The sequence below is a fragment of the Terriglobia bacterium genome (assembly GCA_020072815.1).
Lineage (GTDB): Bacteria > Acidobacteriota > Terriglobia > Terriglobales > Acidobacteriaceae > Angelobacter.
Window position 1 is genome coordinate 230,685 of sequence record JAIQGE010000008.1, and the last position, 19,974, is coordinate 250,658.

Here is a 19,974-nt window from a genome sequence, read left to right on the forward strand (position 1 = left end):
GCAACTTTAGCGGAATCGAGCGGGCAAACCTAGGTCACCAACGTAACGGCCCCTGCTCAATTCCAGGTACAGGCCCCTTAGCCAGTAGAATACCTGAGAGAAAAAGGCGAATGACCACTGTCTACCTGTCGCTGGGCTCAAACCTGGGTGACCGCGCCGCCAACCTGGCGGACGCACGCCGCCGTTTGCAGGAGTTAGGAGCGATCACCGCCACTTCCGCGCTCTACGAGACCGAGCCGGTGGAAGTCGCCGAGGAGCAGCCCTGGTTCCTGAACTGCGTGGTGGCCATGAAGACGGAGCTGGAACCCAGGCAGTTGCTGACATGCCTGCTGGCCCTGGAACAGTCCATGGGACGCAAACGCAGTGCGAACAAGGCGCCCAGGACGGTGGATATTGACATTCTCCTTTTCGGGAACCTGGCGCTGGAGACGCCGGGAATGAGCATTCCCCACCCGCGTATGCACCAGCGCCGCTTTGTCCTGCAGCCGCTGGCGGAGATCGCGCCGGACGCCAGACATCCGCTGCTGAACAAGACCGCCAAGCAATTGTTGGATGAGTTGCCGGCGTCGGCCGGAGTAGTGCGCAAGGTTGCCGCCGGGTTGGGCAAGGTTGAGGCGTAACGCGCCATGGATACCAATGCCATCGCCCGCCTGCTTCGCCCCTACGCGAAGCTGACCGCAGCGCAACTGGCCCAGACTTTGAGGTACCTCAACCTTCTGGTGAAGTGGAACGCCAAGGTCAACCTGACCGCGGTGCGCAGTCCGGAGGAAACGGTGACGCGGCACTTTGGGGAATCGTTCTTTGCCGCAGCTCGGCTGGTTTCATCAACATGGGCTGGGGCGGCGATTGACGTTGGTTCCGGGGCTGGCTTCCCCGGGCTGCCGCTGGCCATGTTCGCGCCCGACGCTGAGGTGACGTTGATTGAAGCCAACAACAAGAAAGCAGCATTCCTCAACGAGGTGATCTTTGCGCTGCAATTGAAGAACGCAAAGGTCTTCGCCGACCGCGCGGAAAACTATCCCGAACGCGGCCAGTTGGTGACCGTGCGCGCCGTGGAGAAATTTGAGAAGTCGCTTCCGGTGGCGCTGAATCTGGTGGTGGAAGGCGGGCGGCTGGCATTGATGATCGGCAGCGCGCAAGTGGATGTGGCGCGCAAGTTCGCGACCGGGGTTGAGTGGCAGGAGCCTGAGCCGGTTCCAGGAGGACATTCGCGCGTGCTGCTGGTGGGAACCAAGGTGGCAGGAAGCTAAATGGTAAGAGTGGAGCGAGGGCGGGTAAATAGACCGGGTGCAGGCGCCCAGTGAGACCAAGGGAGCGAAAGGGATTGAGGCAAGTGGGGCGGCGGCTTATTCCGAACCGTCCTAGATAACATGTTTGGTTGGTCTTGGATGTGATTTGTCGGCGATTTCCGGCGGAATCGCACGGGGCCAATCCGGTGAGGAATCAAGTCAGTAACAAGTGGTCTGTTCGGCTACTCAGAGGCGCTTTCAGTGAAATTGATGGCTGATCTGGTCCCTGATTCAAGGGCCGAGTGGGAACCACCGAACGTCGGAAAGCCGCTAGGAATCCAATTAGTAAACATGTTCCACGTGGAACACAATGGGTAGTGGGATTCTGTGTTCCACGTGGAACACAGCCAAAAAAAATGCCCACAATTGCGGCGTTGCGGATTTGCCCCAGCTCAACTAAATTCAATTCAAGGCTTGGTTTCATCAAGGCTGGTTTCAGCGAGCGCAAGATTGACGCTGAACCCTGAAGCCGAGGTCTTTCAAGGCATCCCCACATGGGCCGAGTTATTGCAGTCGCCAACCAGAAGGGTGGAGTAGGCAAGACCACCACCGCCATCAACCTGGCCGCCTCCTTTGCCGCGGCCGAGGTCAAGTGCCTGCTGGTGGACTGCGATCCCCAGTCAAACTCGACCAGCGGACTGGGTTTCGCCCGCGATCCCGACCGGATCAACACCTATCACCTGCTCATGCGCGAAGCCAGCGCGGACCAGGCCGTGCTGGCCACCGAACTGGAAGAGCTGAGCCTGATCCCGGCGCACAAGAACATGGTGGGCGCCAACATTGAGCTGGTTCCCGCCGAGGAGCGCGAGTTCCGCCTTCGTCAGGCGCTCGAAACCGTCCGTGACAAGTTCGAGTTCATCGTTCTGGACTGCCCTCCGGCGCTGGACCTGCTCACCTTGAACGCGCTGGTGGCAGCGGACTCCGTTCTGATTCCCATGCAAGCCGAGTACTTTGCCCTGGAAGGCGTGAGCGAGCTGCTGGACACCATTGAACGCCTGCGGCAAAGCTTCAACCCAGGTCTGGAGATTGAGGGCGTGGTGCTCACCATGTACGACGAGCGCACCAACCTGGCCCAGCAAGTCACCGACGAACTGAAAAGGCATTTTGAAGACAAGCTGCTGGAAACCATCATCCCGCGGAACATACGGCTGGCGGAAGCGCCCAGTTACGGCAAGCCGGCGTTGTTGTATGACGTCCGCTCACGCGGCGCAGAAAGCTACATACGCTTGGCCAAGGAGCTGATGGAACGGCGGAATGTGGCGGCGGTCGGCCGCTAGAGAAAGTAGAGAACTTGAGCGAGGACGGAAGTTGACTGAACCCATGAATGACAAACGCAAAGCGCTCGGACGCGGATTGGATTCGCTGCTGCCAGGACGGTCTTCGTCTTCTGCAGCCGCCGTTGTGCCCGGCATGCGTAGCGCGCCTGGCCCCGCGCATGAAGTGGACATTGAGCTGATTGATCCCAACCCGTTCCAGACGCGGCGTCGAATCAAAGAAGATGGGTTGAACGAGCTGGCGGAATCCATACGCGCCAGCGGCGTGGTGCAGCCGGTGGTGTTGCGTCCCGCACCGAATGGGCGATTTCAACTGGTAGCGGGCGAACGCCGATGGCTGGCTTCCCGTCGCGCCGGCAAAACGACGATTCCGGCCGTGGTCCGACAGATCTCCAATGAGCAGGCCATGGAGATCACCATCATCGAAAACCTGCAGCGCGAAGACTTAAACCCCATCGAGCAGGCGCGCGCGTTTGAGCGCTTGAGCCGCGAATTCGGGCTGACCCAGGAGCAGATTGCCACGCGCACGGGTAAAGATCGCGCCAGCATCGCCAACTTCATACGCCTGCTCAAGCTGCCCGCCAACGTGCAGGAAACGCTGGAAGGCGGCGCGCTGAGCTTGGGCCACGGCAAAGTTCTGGTGTCACTCACTGGGCTTCCGCAGCAACTGGAGAAAGCCGCCAGGGAAGTGGTGGAGAAGCAGCTCTCCGTCCGGCAGACGGAAGAGCTGGTGGCGCGGCTCACCAATCCCAGCCAGGATGACACGAAGAAAAGCAAGCCGGCGCGCGCGCTCGACCCCAACGTGCGGGAAGCCCAGCGTAGCCTGGAGCGCAGCCTGGGAGTGAAAGTTGAGATCCAGGACCGCAAAGGCAAGGGCAAGATCATTTTGAAATACGCGTCGCTGGAAGATTTCGACCGGATCGTCGAGGCGCTGGAGAAGAAGTAGTTCTCTCGAAGTGGACCTGCGCTTGTGTCCGGCGACTTTTCACACCCTTCAGCTTCCTTGCCTTTTCACAACCAAAGTTCACCAATCAAAACTCGACTCCGCACCTGCTTGAGAGCAACATCTGGGATGACGAGGCGGCGATCCGGCGCTTGCGGGCCGTTGGCTCCTTCCAGAACGTAAGCGGGTCGCGAGGGATTCTGCTTTTGCCGTAGCCGTTTCGTCCCCGCCGACATCCGCGCCCTCTTCTTCATGCTGCTCATTAATTCGTCTGTTTTTCGTATCCAGATTGCGGAACAGAAGGCAAACCTCACCGCTGATGAACGCTGATTCGGAGATTTTCCTGAAAATCCTTGGACGAACGACGCTAATTGCGCAGGCCGGTCCAGTTTTCAGCAATGACGATGGAATTGCCGGGATTGGAAGGGTCGTACTTAATGGAGGTCATCAGGCCGGAGCGGCAGGAGTGCAGGTCCACGCGGTGGCGCAGGCTGGTGACGTCCTGGCTGGCTTCATAGGTGACGCCGGCCACGTCATACTGATAGATCAGGAGTTGCATTTCACCGCCGCCGCTGCCGTCCATTTCATTTACGTCAGTCACCGTGCCGTCAGTGATGCGGCCGATTTCGCTGATGCGCAAGCGGCGCTCGCGTTCCCACTGTTCCGGGGTCTTGCGGCGGCGGCGCGACCAGGCGATCATCCCGCCCAGCAGAGCGGCAGCGCCCGCGCCAGCCAAAACGTACAAACGAACCGTAGGATCCATGAATCAACGTCTCCAGCATGGGCCGTTCAGCCCATTGTGTAGATGATAATGCAATGCTTGTGGATTGATGAAAATCCGCATGAGACCTTATCTTGAATGGCTATCTCCAGTTCCACGCGCGCGCGCCAAGCGCTCCAGGAACTTGGCTCCGGCGGCGATCCGTCCGGCGCGGGCGGCCAAGCCTTTAACTCCAGAGCCGGGAAACCCGCAGCAACCACACCGGCGCGTGCCACCGCAGCGTCCACCAGGTTGAGCGGATGCCGTAATGCAGCTGCCAAGACTTGTTTTTGATGGTCGTCATAACGCTTTTCGCCACCCAGAATGGCTTTCGGTGGAGAAAAGCGCAAGGTGACCATAGTTTTCATACGGTGCAGGAAACGCTCATGGCGGCGATAAGAAGCGCATCTGGTGCGGACAAATCGATCTCTTGTTCGCGAAGCAGCGGCATGACTCTAGTCACCATCCACCACGGGATTCGTCAGGCTGCCGATGCCCTCAACCTTGATGGTCACTTCGTCGCCGGCAACGATGGAGCCAATTCCCGCTGGAGTTCCGGTGAGAATCAAGTCGCCCGGAAGCAAGGTCATCACCGCGGCGCAGAAGCGGACGATCACGTCCACGGGAAAAATAAATGCCGTAGTGCTTTCCGACTGTTTCACCACGCCGTTCACGTAACTCTCAACGCGCACGCCGGCCCAGGGATCAATTTCGTCGGTCACGATGGGGCCCACGGGACAAAACGTGTCAAAGCTTTTGGCGCGGGTCCATTGGCCGTCTTTGCGCTGCAGGTCGCGGGTGGTCACGTCATTGGCGCAGGTGTAGCCGATGATGTACGGCCGCACGTCTTCCTTCTCGCCGATATTACGGCAGCGCTTGCCAATCACGATGGTCAGTTCGGCCTCGTAGTCCACGCGCTGCGAGAGGCGCTGCGGGCGGACGATCTTGTCTCCCGGGCCGATCAGCGACGTCTGCGGCTTGAGAAAGATGACGGGCTCGGCCGGCTCGTCATTGCCCAGTTCTTTCACGTGGTCGCGATAGTTGCGGCCCACGCAGACGATTTTCTCCGGCTGCACCGGCGCCAGCAGTTTGGCCGACGCCAGCGGAACCGGCGCAATCTTCTTGGCGTTGGCAAAATCCGGAATTTCCTTGCCCGGAGCGATCTGGGTGATCTGGTCCTTGCCGGAAATGGTTTCGATGATCCCGTACGCGGGGCCTTCAGCGGAGATGAAGCGGCAGTATTTCATGGGTTTCCTTTAAATCGAGCAATTAGCAAATGGCAAATAGCAATTGGCCGCTAGCTCCTAGCCGCTAGCTGCTAGAGTCAGCAACGTACCGTTTCCTCTGGCAACTGCGGGCCCGCCGTTCGCCAATCGGGCAACGAACACGTGGCGGGTTCGGCTAGCAGCCAGAAGCTAGTGGCTAGTAGCTAACTGCTATTCTTTCGGCACCGTCTCCGTCGCCTCCTCTGACTTCGCGCTCTCATTGCCGCGCAAGTCCACGGCGGTTACGGCGTAGAAATACGTGACGCCAGGACGCACGTCGGCGTCGCGGGACGACGGCGTCTTCAGCAACTCGGCGTTGATCTTCACCGGCGGCTGGCCCTCGGCATGGCGATACAGGTTGTAACCGGCCAGGTCAGCGTCCGTGTTCGGAGTCCAGGTCAGGTCAATGAACGGCTTTTGGCCAACGCCGGAAAACACCGCCTGCAACCCGGACGGCACGGCGGGAGGAAACGTGTCATGCACAAACACGGCCACCGTCGCGGAGTCTTCGCCTTCCACTTCGCCTCGCTTGCCCTGGCCCTGCCAGACGGTGACCACGTCCACCCAGTAATCGTAGTGCTTCTCCCACTCCATACTGGAATCGAGAAAAGAAATCGGCCCGATGCCCGGCTGTAGCTGGCCCGCGGAGTCGGCCGTCCCGCCGTCACCCTCCTTGCGGCGCATCACGCGAAACACATACTGCGCGCTCAGGTGGGACTCGGCCAGCGCCGGCCAGGGCATTTCCCAGGTCAGGGTCACGCCTCGCGGACCCAGGCTGGCCTGCACGCTCTGCGGCGCGGGCATGGTGCGGACCATCGGCACCACGGCCTGGTTTCCCGGCCCGGCCGTTTTGCCTAAATTATTTTGCGAGGTCACCGTGTACACCACAAAATCCGCCGGAGGCGCCGGATGCAGCACCGCGCTGAGCGAATCCTGGGTGACCATCTGCTCCGTGCGGTTTTCCTTGCGCTTTTCACTCAACGCCGGTTCCAGCGGCAGCTCGGTCACCACCTGCGCCGGGGCGCTGGTGAAGGCGTCGCGAGCCACGATCATCTTTCCGGGTTTGCGAATCAGCTCGCCGTCGGTGGTTTCTTTGGGAGCGGTCCAGGTTAGGGTGACGGTGTCGCCTTTGCGGACGGCCTTCAGGTCGCTCACCGGCTTGGGCAACCCCAGCGACGGCGGCATCGGCATGCCAGGAACCCCGCAGCCGGCGAGGCAGATGGCGATGAGGCACAGAAGGATGAGGGCGAGGCGCATGTGGGCTTATTCTATTCCGATCCTTTCATTAACTTCGATTGTGGACTTCGTGTTGCGAACGATCCACGCTTTCTGCCCTTCCGATCACGGCGATCACGCTGCGATAACGCGCGATCACGGCGATCTTCCTGCCCTCCCCCTCCCAGTTCATCCCAAGATCTAAAGGGGTTACGCGACGCATCCCAATTTGGCGTGGGTTTCAGCGCCTCTACCTTTGCAGTGTCAGGTATCCGCCCGGTCTGTTCTGTCAGGGATGCTCCTGGTCTGTACCACCGCGGCCCCCCCCACCCCCCTATTCGGTCGCATGTGTTGCAAACAAAGGCCCAAGCGCGTTCGACCGGCCGGTCACCGGCCGGTCATCGGTCGGCCACCGGTCGGTTACCGCCCGGTCGAAGCCGCTCCTTCCAGACGCCTTTGGTTTGCCTTGGCTATTTGCCAGTTGCTAATTGCTAGCTGCTTTTTTTCAAAGACCTTGCGCACGCTGGCGCAGCTTCATCCTAACTCATTTTGCTTAGTGAACAAAGCACGAAGTAGTACATCTTGACAAACGAGCTTTGCGGAGGTGTTCATTTTCGGACAGGTGGCCGCCTCTCGCAACTGGTTTTTCTTTTCCTCTCGACAACGATTCGGGTGCCCCGTCCTTCGCGCCGTTGGTTTTCGCGAAGGGCGGGATTCGGGTGACGTCGCCGGAGTTGTGGCGATGGAGCAGCTATCGTTTCTACCGTTATGGTGAGGTTGGGCTAGTAAAGATCGGAGAATGACGATTACCCACCCTTTGCTCGAAGCTGAAGAAGCAAAGGATGAGCTTCTCGCAAAGGATGGGGCACCCGGCATCACGGCCAGACTGTCGCTGACTTCCATAAGCCATCGAAAACGGGAATGACGACGGCTCTCAGATCAGGACCAGTCTGGATTATGAAGCACTGCTTCTTGCCGAATCCATTCAAGCTAGTTCCGAGTATCGTCATGATCGCATCGTCAATGATGTACCGATCATGGAGTGGAGCGGAGCCATCAACTCGAATCTCTAGGTTTCGTCCTTCGCTCTTCCAAGCCGCCACTATCCTGCGCAGCGGACCGGAGTCCTTCACGTTCTTCGTCAACAGTTGTACCGTCACTCCCTTGTTTAATGCATGCAAATGTTCCAGCGTTGTATTGTCCAAGTACGCGTCACAAACACGGACTGTACCTTTGAGCTTGGAGAAGAAGTCATGCAATGACAGCGTAGCCTTGACCGCCTGCGTTGGATCAATGAACAGAATTGATGATTGAGCAGCGCCCAGCAGTTCTTCTCCGGACCTAAGAATCGCGAACTGCCACTGCTTTGACTTCTTCCGGCGAGCAACTACGCCATTATTCTCTTCGAAAGCGCTTTCTATCTTCCGCCAATGTAGACCTATCCCGTGGTGGTCTCTCAACTCTTTGGAGATTTCCGCCGCCGTCATCCATTGCGTATCTTGCTTGTGGGTGAGCAGCAAGGCGAGTGCCTGGAGCACCGGTTCATCAAAGGAGTTAGGGTCAACTGCAACAGGTGCTGCTGCGCTCATTGGTCACCTTCCTCACTTTGTGGTTGCCTTCTTATTGCGGCGCTTTCTCCTTCGGCCACCACCCGCCTTTGCTACTTCCTTGGCGAAGTTGCCGGCCAAAGCTGTCTCACCGGTCGACGTTACATAGTACTGATCGTCTTCATCAGCTTCAGCAATCCACCCTCGGCTTATCGTAGTTGCGATGTCTCGCGGGAGATTGCCAGGTGGTGGGACTTTCCCGGCCTGAAACCCGTTCTCTAGTTCATCGCGCGTGAACGTCTCGGCTCCGTTCTTGGATTGATAGTAGGACCCAATGGCGACAATCTGCTGAGGTATCTTTTTCGCGTTGTGAGAATTGATATACTCCCGCAATGACGTCTTGCCGGTTGTGGCTGGTTTGGCTCCGCCATGGCTGGTTCCTCCAGCAGCATCCTTGCGAAATTTCGTTTCAACATCGGTATCCACGTTCGCCTTGCCATCGCTGATGATGAGCATAGCTACACGCTCGCCAAGTTCCTTCGAAATTTTCCGGTCGAGCGTAACTCCGTTGCCGGTGAGCTTAAGAGAATATTCTGTATCTGACATGTGGCGCGTCCTTGACAAAGTTATGTAGTTGTCCATACCAACATTCGACGAGTTTATCGGTTAAGTGTAGTCCATCTGTCTTGGGTAAGCTACGGAGATGCGTCGTCGCACGGAGAAAATCGACAGCAGAGGCGAACTGTTCCTATTTCAATTCCTCAAGCCGCCTCGCCAGAAAACGACGCTCCGGTTCCTGGAGCGCCAGAGCGAGTGCCTTCTCATACGAAGCGCGGGCCTCAGGACTCCGCCCTAATCGGCGGCACAAGGTCCGCACGGAAAAAACTGGGACAGGCCGGACGTTCACCAATCTCCATTCGTTCGAAGGACTGGGGAACGTTTCAAGCCGCCCCTTTTTCCTGCTGTTTGTTCCGAACACTGCCTCGCCCTGCTCATCTTTGTGTGCTTAGTTGAGAAACTTGAGAAGTAAAATGAAGTCGCACCATGAATGTTAACGAAATACTTCACCGAACTCCTCCGCCAATCCTGTATCACTACACTACCCAACAGGGTCTGCTCGGTATAATCAACAGCAGAGAAATTTGGGCTACGCACACCCGGTATATGAATGACACGCGTGAGTTTCGCCACGCAACCGAACTTGCGCGTCAAGAACTGGAGCGGATTGTGGCTGCATGGTCCGGGCCACAGTCAACATTTTCCTTCCCCGGCGCACGAGAATATATGGCATCGATGCAGGGGGCACTCTCGGCGGGAATCGAACCCAAGAACATATGTGTCTGCTCGTTCTCAGAGAAAGGCGACGTCTTGTCTCAATGGCGAGCTTATGGAGGCGGTGCATCGGGGTTCGCAATTGGATTCTCAGGGGAACATTTACGCGAAATGGTGAAGGATCGGGGTTGGCTTGTTCCTGTGCTCTATAACGAAAGTGAGCAACGGGCACTCGTTCGCACCCTGCTGGAAGACCTCATCAACGAGCAGAGAGATCGCTCAGAAGAAGAGAAAGCAAAGCTGCCGCTCTACGGCAATCTGCTCGAATATCTAAACAGATATGCACCAATCTTGAAGCATCAATCATTCGGAGAAGAATGCGAATGGCGAATAGTCACTCGGCCAATTGATTACAAGGACGAGCATTTTGGATATCGGGCAGGACCGTCGATGTTAATCCCATATTTCCGTCTTTCGCTCAGGAAAACCGAATCGCTAGGCATTCGAGAAATCGTGATAGGGCCGACGCCCCACCCCGAGCAATCGCGTGGTTCCGCACTTGGGCTGCTCATAAAGAGCGGACTTGCTGGTGGTCTCATTGGCGCACAGTTGAAGTTTTCGGCCATCCCCTATCGAAACTGGTAAATCGTTTCCGTTTCGGGATAACTACCTGCTGAGGAAAACGTGCGTGGAGACCGAAAACTTTCAACATCTGATAGCCATAGCGTGGAATGTGGGGCAAACGGGGCGTACCCGCATTTCAGGCTAACGATGCGCGACCGGTCACGCGTCGGCCGCATGCAGGAAAAATCGACAGCAGAAGCGAACTATTTTTATTTCAACTTCTCGAGCCGTCTCGCAATAAACCGTCGCTCCGGCTCCTGCTGATCTTTGCCAGGCACAAGGAGTGCGAGCGCCTTTTCATACGAAGCGCGGGCCTCCGAAATCTGCCCTAATCTGCGGCACAGATTCGGCGGGATGAAAGAAGCCACCGATGCTGGTTGCCTCGCGCTCCCAGAGTAGTGAAGCTCTAGCCCTAAGGCTCGAATCTATGTTGTCGCCCTGGCCTTTGGCCGACGGAGTGGGGCACTGAAGCGAGCTTAATGCCCTCCACGCATATCCTTTCCGAACAGCCCCACACTGGCTTCCAGCTTCTTGTGCTTCTCGGCGCTTTCTATGAGTTGCACTGTGAGAGCAATGATCGATTTGAGATCTTGAACGTCCTTGGTGATGAATTTACGGGTGTAGTGCGTCTCGTCATTCCTTAACCACGCGGCCAAAATCGCACTTTCGCGGATAGCGGGATCGGCGATGTAGTCTCTAATGCAGGAGCTAAGTAACGCGCGCTCGATTTCGGAGGTGTTGGTCGGTTGCCCTTTTTTTGCGTAGTCCTTGATGAGAAATTCGAGCGACTTTCCGTACCCGACGCCCGCAACTTGGTTCAGATTTGTGTTCTCCGCGAGAGTTGCTTGCTCGAAAATTTCACAAAAGCCAGGTGAGATTTGCCGAATCGTGTCGCTAAAGGTCGGAAAATGCGCGTGAAGAATCCGCGCCATTTCGACCTGGCTCTCCCGCCGGACTTCTTCTTGCATGGCCCTCCCACTCCTGGTTCTCAACACGACGGCAAGGCCGCACAAAAAGCCCATTGAAAAACCGATTGCGATTAAGAGCAGAGCGTTGATGAGGGCGTGCATGGACGCCTCCTTGTGCCCGGCGGCCTGTCGGCATGTGGTCTGGCGGGCGCTTGGACATGCATTCTACCCTGAAAGGGCGATCAAGGCTGGCGATATTCCACTTGCCCTTTTCTCCTCAGCGACCGTTCCTTGATCATCACGAAGAACACCGGAACGAGAATAAGGACGTGAATGGTCGAGGTGATCATGCCGCCGACGATTGGCGCGGCGATGGGCTTCATCACGTCCGAGCCGACGCCGGTTTCCCACAGGATCGGGACCAGGCTGGCCAGCACGGCGGTGACGGTCATCAGCTTGGGACGCAGGCGCCGCACCGCGCCTTCAATCGCGGCTTCCTCAATGGCCTGGTTGGTGAGCGGCGCGCTCGAAGCGATCTGCCGCTCCAACGCCTCATGCAGGTAGACCACCATGACCACTCCGGTTTCCACGGCGATGCCGAACAAAGCAATGTAGCCGACCCAGACCGCCACGCTGAAGTTGTAACCGAGGATCCATTGCAACAGCAGGCCGCCGGTCATGGCATAGAGCGTGGGAAAGATCAGCATCAGGGCCTCAATGGCGGAATGAAAGACCATATAGAGGAGCATGAAGATGACCAGGAACACTACGGGCAGGATGAGTTTGAGCCGTTCCCGGGCGCGCAGTTCAAACTCATACTCGCCCGACCACTGGTAGGTATAGCCGGCGGGCAGTTTCAGTTTGGCGTTGAGCATTCTGGTGGCGTCGTTGACAAAGCCGCCGTAGTCGCGGGTGTTGAGGTCGAGAAAGACGTAGCCGGTGAGCAGGCCGTCTTCGTCGCGAATCATGGCTGGCCCGCGCGAGAAGGTGAAAGTGGCCAGTTCGCCGATGGGCACCTGAGCGCCGCCGGCGGCGCTGACCAGCACGCGGCGCAGGCTGTCAATGTCACTGCGAAAATCGCGCTGGTAACGGACGTTGATGGGATAGCGCTCGCGGCCTTCGACGTTTTCCGCAACGTTTTCGCCGCCGATGCCCGAGGTGACGGCACGCTGCACGTCTTCAATGGTCAGGCCGTAGCGGGCGGCGGTGGCGCGGTTGACGTCAACATTGATGTAAAACCCCTGGGAGACGCGCTCGGCAAACACGGCGCGCGCTTTGGAATGTCCGGCAAGAATTTGCTCGATCTGCGAACCGAGCTGCTGAATGCCTTCCAGGTTCGGGCCCTGTATCTTGAGGCCGACCGGCGTCTTGATGCCGGTGAGTTCCATGTCCAGCCGGTTCTGGATGGGCATGGTCCAGGTGTTGGAGAGCCCGGGGAACTGGAGCTTGCTGTCCATCTCCTGAATGAGTTTTTCGTAGGTCATGCCAGCGCGCCACTTCTCGCGCGGCTTGAGCACGATGGTGGTGTCATACATGTCGAGCGGCGCGTTGTCGGTGGGGCTGTCCGATCGGCCCACGACTCCCAGGACGCTTTGCACTTCAGGAAAGCTGCGGATGATGCGGTCCTGTTCCTGCAGCAGCGCGGTGGCCTGCGTGATTCCGATGCCCGGCAGCGCGGTGGGCATGTACAACGCCGAGCCTTCGTACAACGGCGGCATGAACTGGCTGCCCAGCTTGAACGCCAGCGGAAACGTGACCGCGAGAAAGATCAGGTTCAGCGCCAGCGTGGTTTTGCGGTACTTCAAACACCAGCGGAGAACAGGCAGATAAAGCGCCTGGGTCATGCGCGCAAAAGGATTCTGGCTTTCCGGGCGCAGACGCCCGCGAATCCACATGACCATGAGCACCGGCACCAGCGTGATGGCCAGGACAGAGGAAAATCCGACCGCCGTCGTCTTGGTCCAGGCCAGAGGACGGAACATGCGGCCTTCCTGGGCCTCCAGCAGGAACACGGGAAGGAACGAAACCACGATGATGAGCAGAGAAAAGAACAGCGCTGGGCCCACCTGCTTGGCTGCGTTGATCAATATGCGACGGCGCTCCGGGCCAGGGACGCCCGTCGCGTTCAGCGGATGCTCGGAGAGATGGCGATATCCGTTTTCCACCATCACGATGGCCGCGTCCACCAGAACTCCGATCGCCAGCGCCAGGCCTCCAAGGGACATGATGTTCGACGTCACGTGCAGGTAGTACATCGGGATAAATGACATCAGCACAGCCAGCGGGATGGTGAGAATCGGAATCAAGGCGGAACGAAAATGAAACAGAAAGGCGATGCAGACCAGGCTGACGATCACTGCTTCTTCGATCAAATTGTGCTGCAGCGTGCGGATGGAATCATGGATCAACCCGGAGCGGTCGTAGGCCGGTATCACTTCAACGCCGGCGGGCAGCGATGGCTTGATCTGTTCCAGCTTGCGCTTGACGCCGTCAATCACCTGCAGAGCGTTCATGCCGTCGCGCATCACCACGATGCCGCCAACGGTCTCGCCTTCGCCATTCCATTCGGCTACGCCTTCGCGAATATCCGGCCCGAAGGAAACTGTGCCCAGGTCTTTGATCAACACCGCGGTGCCGTTCTTGGTGGCGACGGGAACATTTTCCAGGTCGGCGAGTGAACGCAGGTAGCCGAGCCCTCGGACCATGTAACGCGCGCCGTTGAGTTCCAGCACGCGTCCGCCAACTTCATTGGTGCTGGCTTTCACGCGCTCAATCACCGTGGAGAGCGGAATGCCGTAAGCCAGAAGCTTGTTGGGATCGAGATTGACCTGATATTGCTTGACGTAGCCGCCGATGCTGGCGATCTCAGCCACGCCAGGAACGGTGGCCAGCTGGTAGCGAAGCTGCCACTCCTGAATGGTGCGGAGGTCGGCCAGGCTGTGGTTGTGGCTGCGATCCACCAGCGCGTATTCAAAAACCCAGCCCGCGCCGGTGGCGTCCGGGCCGATCATCGGACTCACGGCGGCGGGCAGGCGTCCGCGCATCTGCTGCAGGTATTCGATCACGCGCGAACGCGCCCAGTAGAGATCCGTTCCGTCCTGGAAAACGACGAAGACGTAGGAATCGCCCAGCATGGTCTGCGCGCGCACGGCCTTCACGCGCGGCGCGGCCAGCAGCGTGGCAACGATTGGGTACGTAACCTGGTCTTCTATCACGCTGGGAGGCTCGCCCGCCCAGTTGGTGTGAATCACCACCTGCACGTCAGAAATGTCAGGCAGAGCGTCCAGAGGAACGTTGCGCATGGACCAGATGCCGGCCAGGGTGAAAAACAACACCGCAACAAAGACGAGAAAGCGGTTGCTTTCGCACCACTCAATGATTCGGGAGATCATGGCTACATCCCTCCTTCAGCGTTGAGGGTGAAGTGCCTGGCGCCGACCACGCGCCCGTTCTTCTGTGCGGTGAGCGTGACCTGCCACGTGCCCGCAGAACCAAGGTCGCCCGAGCCTTCATAGAGACCGCCGCCGTTGTCGGTAAGGTCGAAGCTGACTTTCAGCGCGGCCATGCCCATTGCGGGCATCGCCGGCATAAAGAAGGTTACGTTCACCTGCGCGCCGGTAATGGGCAAGCCCGCTTCGTCAATGAGCTTCACGCGGAAGATGTTTTTGCCTTTGCGCGGCGGGTCAGGCTGCGTGGTGAGTTCCAGCTTTGCTTGCGCGGCTGCGGGCTGGTTCATGGCTGCCGGTGCTCCCGCTCCGGGCGGCCCCGGCACAAACGCACCGGCTGCGGCCTGCAACTGGCTTTCTGAATCGATCAAGAAACCGGCCGAGATCACGATGGGCTCTCCTGCTTTGAGTCCCTTGGTGATGATCGTCTTGTCGCCCGCCTGGCCGGATGTCTGGACCTCGCGGGGATCAAACACGCCTTCGCCGCGGCTGACGAAAACCAGTTGCCGCAATCCGGCGTGGAGCACGGCCGACGAAGGAACCACCAGTTGGCGTCCAAGCGGGACACGGAACACGACGTTCACATACATGCCCGGTTTCAGCTTGAGTCCGGGATTCGGCAACGCAACACGAACGCGCGCAGTGCGGGTAGTCATGTCAACTTGCGGAAGAATGTCGCGGATGCGGCCATTGAACGTTTGTCCCGGATACGCGTCCACGGTCACGACCGCCGGATCGCCGGGCTTGATTCGGCCCAGGTCCGCTTGGAAGACTTGCGCCGAGACCCAGACGCTGGATAGATCGGCCACGGTGTAGAGCCGCGTCTCCGGCTGAACGTACATATTGGGCAGCGCGGTGCGCTCGGTGATGTACCCGGTCGCGGGAGAGTTGAAGGTAAGGTCAGTGATTACCTTTCCCGTGGACTCGAGTTTCTCAATCTCGCTGGGCGGCACGTCCCATTGCTCCAGCCGCTGACGAGTGGCGGCCAGAAGGCTCTGAGACCCCGACGCCACTCCGCTGACGCTGCTGGAGCGCACGGCCTCAACGTTCTTCTTCGCCAGCAAATATTCCTGTTGGGTATTGACCAGGTCAGGACTGTAGATGGTGAACAGCGGCTGGCCTTTGCGAATGTACTGGTAGCTCGCGTCGGCATAGACAGTGCGGATCCAGCCAGGGAAACGTGTCTGCACGTAAGCAACTCTGCGTTCGTCTATTTCGACGTTACCGGCGGCGCGGATCTCGTTGCTTACACTCTGCATCTCCGCCGTCCCCAGCTTCACGCCGATAGACTGAATCCGCTCCGGCGTGAGTTGTACCCGCGAGAGCGGAATATCGGCGACTGCCGGACTGGGTGAAGGCGCGGGTGGCGCCGTGGTGTTAGTGGTTTCCGCGGACGGGGCAGTCTTCCGTTGCATGTTGCGCCAGGCAAGCCCGAGAACGGCGGCGAGCGCCACAATCATGGCCAAGGCGAAGAAGAATGCGATCTTGTAGTTGCGGGATGGGTTGGTCATGGCAGCGTTACTCCCGTCAGCGACTCCAGCCGCGCCAGTGCTGACTCATGCTCACTGAGCACCTTTTGGTATTGCTCTTCAAAATCGAGCACGTCGCGGAAAGAGGAAAGCAAGGTTTCAAAATCCTGCCGATTGGCTTGGTAGGCGGTAATCGCCGCGTGGAACGTGGCTTCAGCCTGCGGCAGAAGCCCTTCGCGGAAAATCTTGAGTTGCTCCGCTGACGTTTTGGCGATGACGTACTGGTCTTGCACCTCAGCCATGCGTCGCTGGACCTCGGCGGTCAGTTCGGAGGCTGCGGTCTGGCGGTTCTCCGTGGCCTCCGCCAGCTCGGCACGCTTGCGGCCGCGGTTAGGAAGCGTGACCGTGAACGTGAGCATGTAATAGTCGCGGAACTTGCGATCGGTGTTCTGGTAGATGTATTGCAGTCCAAAGTCAGGACGGAATTCTTTGCGCGCCAGGTCGGTCTGCAGATCGGCCCGCTTCACCAGCTGTGTGCGCGCGTTGATCTCAGGGTTGTTTTGCCGCGCCTGCTGCAACAGCTCGGACGCGCTGGCGGGAAGCACGCGTTCTCGCAGAGTCTCGGTGGCAATGTCAGGTGAGTCCTGCGCGCGTCCCAACAACTGCTTGAGCTGCGCCTGGAGTTGGCCTTGCTCGCGATGGTGCAGAGTGATCTCCTGCAGAATGCGCGTGTGCTGGAGTTGGGCCTTGAGCACCTCCTGTTGGTTGCCCTGGCCCACGCGATAACGCGATTCGGCAGTCTGCTCCATCTCAACCAGCAACTTGTCGTCGCGTAGCAGGATATCGAGCGTGGCTTGCAGATAGGCCAGCTTGAAGTAGGTCATCTTCACCTGCTCGACCACCATGCGCCGGACCGCGCCGGACTGCGTACGCAATGCGTCAGCCTGCGCTCCGGCCACCTGCGCGCGCAGCGCGCGCTTGCCGGGCCAGGGGAACTCCTGCGACGCGCCCAGGCCGATGTAGGCAAAGTCGCTGTTGGTGTATCCGGCAAACGGACGCGGACTGCCCACGCTCAGGTGCTGCAACATGATCTGCGTATCCGGCAGCGCGCCGGCCTGCTTTGCAGCGTGACCGGCCGCTTGCGCGCCGTGCACGGCAACCTGGATCTCAGGATTAGTCTGCTGGGCCTCGTTCACCAGCGCGGCCAGCGGCGTGGGAATGCCTGGCGACGGCTGCATCTGCGCGGAAACGCCCGCGACGCCGGCCATCGCGAACAATAACAAACAAAAAGCTTTCTGCTTCACTTTCTACCTCCGAAACACGGGGCCTCAATACGGAACGTCAGTACGGAAACTCCCCGAAAATGCAGGAAGACGCACGCGCGCACACGACTACGAGCGCTGGAGAGACAAAAAGGAAGCTAGATTCTTAGAACGGAGATGGAACCGGGTGGCGATGGGGATCCGTCAGGAGTGTTCTGGGGACCAGGCAGAACGCCGGCGACGCCAGCGGACATGAAGCTTGGCACTGGCGCCAGCATAGCTTGCGGCGCGGCGGGCGTGTACTTGCTGGTGGCTTGGAGAGGGCTTGTTGCGACGCCGGGCGTTTTGGTGCAGCAGCTATGGGCGTCCGCCATCTGTGCACTGCCACACTGGTCGCTCATGTGGAGGCAGCAGTCCTGTTCGGCGCTGGTCATTTCCTGTCCAGGCAGGGCGCAAGCCAACAGCGGCGCCGACCCGAGCAACAGGGCCACGAACAGGCAGACAGGTTTGCGAATCGACACCACGATAATAGTTTAGACGAATCGGCAACAGGTGCCGTGAGCTACGTCACATGGGATTGGTTGAAAAGATTGCCAAACTTGCCGAAATTGCCAAAGATTGACGATTGAAAGGCAAGACTTGCCGGCTGCAAGTTCACCGTAATGCACCATAATGGTGTATGCTACATAGATGGCAGCCAACAAGCAGGTGCGACGGAGCGTAACACTCCCTTCCCAAGTTGACAGGCAGATTGAGACGATCGCCAGGAACCGCCGTCTCAGCGGCAACCGTGTTTTGGTGGAGCTGGTGGAACTGGGGCTGGAGGCGCGCAAGCAAAAGGAAAAGGCCTTTTTTGAACTTGCGGAACGGTTCCGCGGTTCCCATGATCCCCACGAGGTGAAGCAGCTAGGAGACGAATTAGGGCGCTTCGTCTTTGGTGAATAATGCCACAGATCGAAACGTGGTCCCGGCTTCCTCAGGCCATTCGCGAGCATTTGATCGAGCGCATGCATGACCGGAACATCGGTTTGGATGACCTCAATCGGCTGCGGATTTGGATGGAAGAAACCGGAAGTGCCGGACGGCCCATGGTACAAAGATTTTGGGTCATTTAAGCTCTGCGGTGACGGTGGATATCCCAAGACGTTTCTTCGAGCCGGCCAGCCTGCAACCGGAACCAAGCTCTGATCTTCGCCAGTTTCTTCCCCAGAGGGCAGGTCGTCGCTACAGTATGTACCTCGACAAATCCTGGTCTTTCACGATGTCGGCGAGCATTTTGCGGACGTAGTCGGCATCAATCTTGACGGTTTTCTCTTTCATCTCGGGCGCGTTGAAGCTGATGTCGTCCAGCACGCGCTCCATGATTGTATGCAGGCGCCGCGCGCCGATGTTCTCCGTGGATTCGTTCACCTGGAAGGCGAAGCCGGCGATTTCGTCCAGCGCCTGCCGGGTGAACTCCAGCTTGAGGCCCTCGGTTTCCAGCAGCGCCGTGTACTGTTTCACCAGTGACGACTTGGGCTCGGTGAGGATGGCGATGAAGTCGGCCATGGTCAGAGACTTCAGCTCCACGCGGATGGGGAAGCGCCCTTGCAGTTCCGGAATCAGGTCACTGGGTTTGGAGACGTGGAACGCTCCGGCGGCGATGAACAGGATGTGGTCGGTGCGGACCATGCCGTAGCGGGTGTTGCAGGTGGTGCCTTCCACAATGGGAAGAATGTCGCGCTGCACGCCTTCGCGGGAGACGTCGGGGCCGTGGCCGCTTTCGCGTCCGGCGATCTTGTCAATTTCGTCGAGGAAGATGATGCCCGATTGCTCCACGCGCTCCACCGCCACGCGGGTGACCTGGTCCATGTCAATCAGCTTGGATTCTTCTTCCTGGATCAGGTACTCCATGGCCTCGCTGACTTTCATTTTGCGCTTCTTGGTGCGCTGGCCGAAGATGTTGGGCAACATGTCTTTCATGTTGATGTCCATCTCCTCCACGCCCTGGTTGGAGATGATTTCAAACGCCGGCATGGACTTCTCGCGGACTTCAACTTCCACCATGCGGTCGTCCAACTGGCCCTGGCGGAGTTGCTGGCGAAGCTTTTCCCGCGTGCGGCTGGTGGAGTCGCCTTCTTCGGAAGGCAGGGCGAAGCCGACGATGGCCGGGCCGCTTGTCCCAGAATGCGAAGTCGAAGACGGATGCGTGGCCGAAGCAGGCGGCGGCCCGGCGGGCAAGAGCAGGTCGAGCAACTTTTCTTCGGCATGCTCTTCGGCTTTGTCGGCGACTTCTTCCAGCCGCTCTTCGCGGATCATGTCAATGGCGATCTCCACCAGGTCGCGGATCATGGATTCCACGTCGCGGCCCACGTAGCCGACTTCAGTGAACTTGGAGGCCTCAACTTTCAAGAAAGGAGAATTCGCCAGACGAGCCAGGCGGCGCGCGATTTCGGTTTTGCCAACGCCCGTGGGCCCGATCATGATGATGTTCTTGGGCATGATCTCTTCCGCGATGTCCGGCGGAAGCTTTTGCCGGCGCATGCGGTTGCGCAGCGCGATGGCCACGGCGCGCTTGGCGTCATGCTGGCCGATTACATATTTGTCCAGTTCGGCGACGATTTCTTTGGGCGTGAGGTCGTCCAGGGTGATGTCGGTTTCGTCGGCCGTAGCTGGTAGATAGATCGCCATTGGTACTCCTTGAAATCTTGCCGTTCAGCA

The 19,974-nt window shown here is 58.8% G+C and carries 18 protein-coding genes; 6 read left to right on the forward strand and 12 right to left on the reverse strand.

Translation table 11 applies throughout. The annotated features are described in order from the left end of the window. Positions 1–110 precede the first annotated feature (110 nt). The 4 genes from folK (at position 111) to LAO20_12695 (ending at position 3,509) form a co-directional block, all read left to right on the forward strand. On the forward strand, positions 111–620 hold the full coding sequence (gene folK, locus LAO20_12680; GenBank protein ID MBZ5532281.1) for a 2-amino-4-hydroxy-6-hydroxymethyldihydropteridine diphosphokinase: 510 nt from the start codon (positions 111–113) through the stop codon (positions 618–620). A 6-nt stretch (positions 621–626) separates the two neighbouring features. After that, the gene (rsmG, locus tag LAO20_12685; protein MBZ5532282.1) at positions 627–1,250 is read left to right on the forward strand and encodes a 16S rRNA (guanine(527)-N(7))-methyltransferase RsmG; all 624 of its coding nucleotides are present in this window, start codon (positions 627–629) and stop codon (positions 1,248–1,250) included. A 533-nt stretch (positions 1,251–1,783) separates the two neighbouring features. Then, positions 1,784–2,566 (forward strand): AAA family ATPase, encoded by a 783-nt coding sequence (locus LAO20_12690; protein ID MBZ5532283.1) that lies wholly within the window; start codon positions 1,784–1,786, stop codon positions 2,564–2,566. 43 nt (positions 2,567–2,609) lie between these two features. Then, positions 2,610–3,509 carry a ParB/RepB/Spo0J family partition protein gene (locus tag LAO20_12695; GenBank protein ID MBZ5532284.1) on the forward strand — a complete coding sequence of 300 codons (900 nt, stop codon included), beginning with the start codon at positions 2,610–2,612 and terminating at the stop codon, positions 3,507–3,509. A gap of 364 nt (positions 3,510–3,873) precedes the next feature. On the opposite strand, the gene LAO20_12700 is transcribed toward LAO20_12695, so the two are convergent. The 6 genes from LAO20_12700 to LAO20_12725 all read right to left on the reverse strand — a co-directional run bounded on the left by LAO20_12700 (position 3,874) and on the right by LAO20_12725 (position 8,899). Beyond that, positions 3,874–4,269, reverse strand: coding sequence for a hypothetical protein (locus LAO20_12700; GenBank protein ID MBZ5532285.1), 396 nt, complete (start codon positions 4,267–4,269; stop codon positions 3,874–3,876). A 26-nt stretch (positions 4,270–4,295) separates the two neighbouring features. After that, complete coding sequence (locus LAO20_12705) at positions 4,296–4,634, reverse strand: hypothetical protein (GenBank protein MBZ5532286.1); 339 nt, start codon at positions 4,632–4,634, stop codon at positions 4,296–4,298. A gap of 87 nt (positions 4,635–4,721) precedes the next feature. Further along, positions 4,722–5,513, reverse strand: coding sequence for a fumarylacetoacetate hydrolase family protein (locus tag LAO20_12710; GenBank protein MBZ5532287.1), 792 nt, complete (start codon positions 5,511–5,513; stop codon positions 4,722–4,724). 189 nt (positions 5,514–5,702) lie between these two features. After that, positions 5,703–6,788: a hypothetical protein gene (locus LAO20_12715; GenBank protein ID MBZ5532288.1), complete on the reverse strand. Its 1,086-nt coding sequence runs from the start codon at positions 6,786–6,788 to the stop codon at positions 5,703–5,705. Positions 6,789–7,621: 833 nt separating this feature from the next. After that, a complete protein-coding gene (locus tag LAO20_12720; GenBank protein ID MBZ5532289.1) occupies positions 7,622–8,335 on the reverse strand; it encodes a hypothetical protein in 714 nt (237 codons plus the stop codon). A gap of 12 nt (positions 8,336–8,347) precedes the next feature. Beyond that, a complete protein-coding gene (locus tag LAO20_12725) occupies positions 8,348–8,899 on the reverse strand; it encodes a hypothetical protein (protein ID MBZ5532290.1) in 552 nt (183 codons plus the stop codon). A gap of 558 nt (positions 8,900–9,457) precedes the next feature. On the opposite strand from LAO20_12725, the gene LAO20_12730 reads away from it, so the two are divergent. Continuing rightward, a complete protein-coding gene (locus tag LAO20_12730) occupies positions 9,458–10,210 on the forward strand; it encodes a DUF2971 domain-containing protein (protein MBZ5532291.1) in 753 nt (250 codons plus the stop codon). A 455-nt stretch (positions 10,211–10,665) separates the two neighbouring features. Here the strand turns inward: LAO20_12730 and LAO20_12735 are convergent, their stop codons facing one another. The 5 genes from LAO20_12735 to LAO20_12755 all read right to left on the reverse strand — a co-directional run bounded on the left by LAO20_12735 (position 10,666) and on the right by LAO20_12755 (position 17,795). Further along, on the reverse strand, positions 10,666–11,259 hold the full coding sequence (locus LAO20_12735) for a hypothetical protein (protein ID MBZ5532292.1): 594 nt from the start codon (positions 11,257–11,259) through the stop codon (positions 10,666–10,668). 80 nt (positions 11,260–11,339) lie between these two features. Then, entirely contained in the window at positions 11,340–14,489 is a 3,150-nt protein-coding gene (locus LAO20_12740) for a CusA/CzcA family heavy metal efflux RND transporter (protein ID MBZ5532293.1), read from the reverse strand. A 2-nt stretch (positions 14,490–14,491) separates the two neighbouring features. Beyond that, positions 14,492–16,054 carry an efflux RND transporter periplasmic adaptor subunit gene (locus LAO20_12745; protein ID MBZ5532294.1) on the reverse strand — a complete coding sequence of 521 codons (1,563 nt, stop codon included), beginning with the start codon at positions 16,052–16,054 and terminating at the stop codon, positions 14,492–14,494. Further along, a complete protein-coding gene (locus tag LAO20_12750; GenBank protein ID MBZ5532295.1) occupies positions 16,051–17,316 on the reverse strand; it encodes a TolC family protein in 1,266 nt (421 codons plus the stop codon). Before LAO20_12750 ends, LAO20_12745 begins: the two co-directional genes overlap by 4 nt. Positions 17,317–17,432: 116 nt before the next feature. Continuing rightward, on the reverse strand, positions 17,433–17,795 hold the full coding sequence (locus tag LAO20_12755) for a hypothetical protein (GenBank protein ID MBZ5532296.1): 363 nt from the start codon (positions 17,793–17,795) through the stop codon (positions 17,433–17,435). 169 nt (positions 17,796–17,964) lie between these two features. Between LAO20_12755 and LAO20_12760 the strand changes: the two genes are divergently transcribed. Then, positions 17,965–18,219 (forward strand): hypothetical protein, encoded by a 255-nt coding sequence (locus LAO20_12760; GenBank protein ID MBZ5532297.1) that lies wholly within the window; start codon positions 17,965–17,967, stop codon positions 18,217–18,219. 279 nt (positions 18,220–18,498) lie between these two features. Here LAO20_12760 and hslU read toward each other — a convergent pair whose 3' ends face one another. After that, entirely contained in the window at positions 18,499–19,944 is a 1,446-nt protein-coding gene (gene hslU, locus LAO20_12765) for an ATP-dependent protease ATPase subunit HslU (protein ID MBZ5532298.1), read from the reverse strand. Between the last annotated feature and the right edge of the window lie 30 nt (positions 19,945–19,974).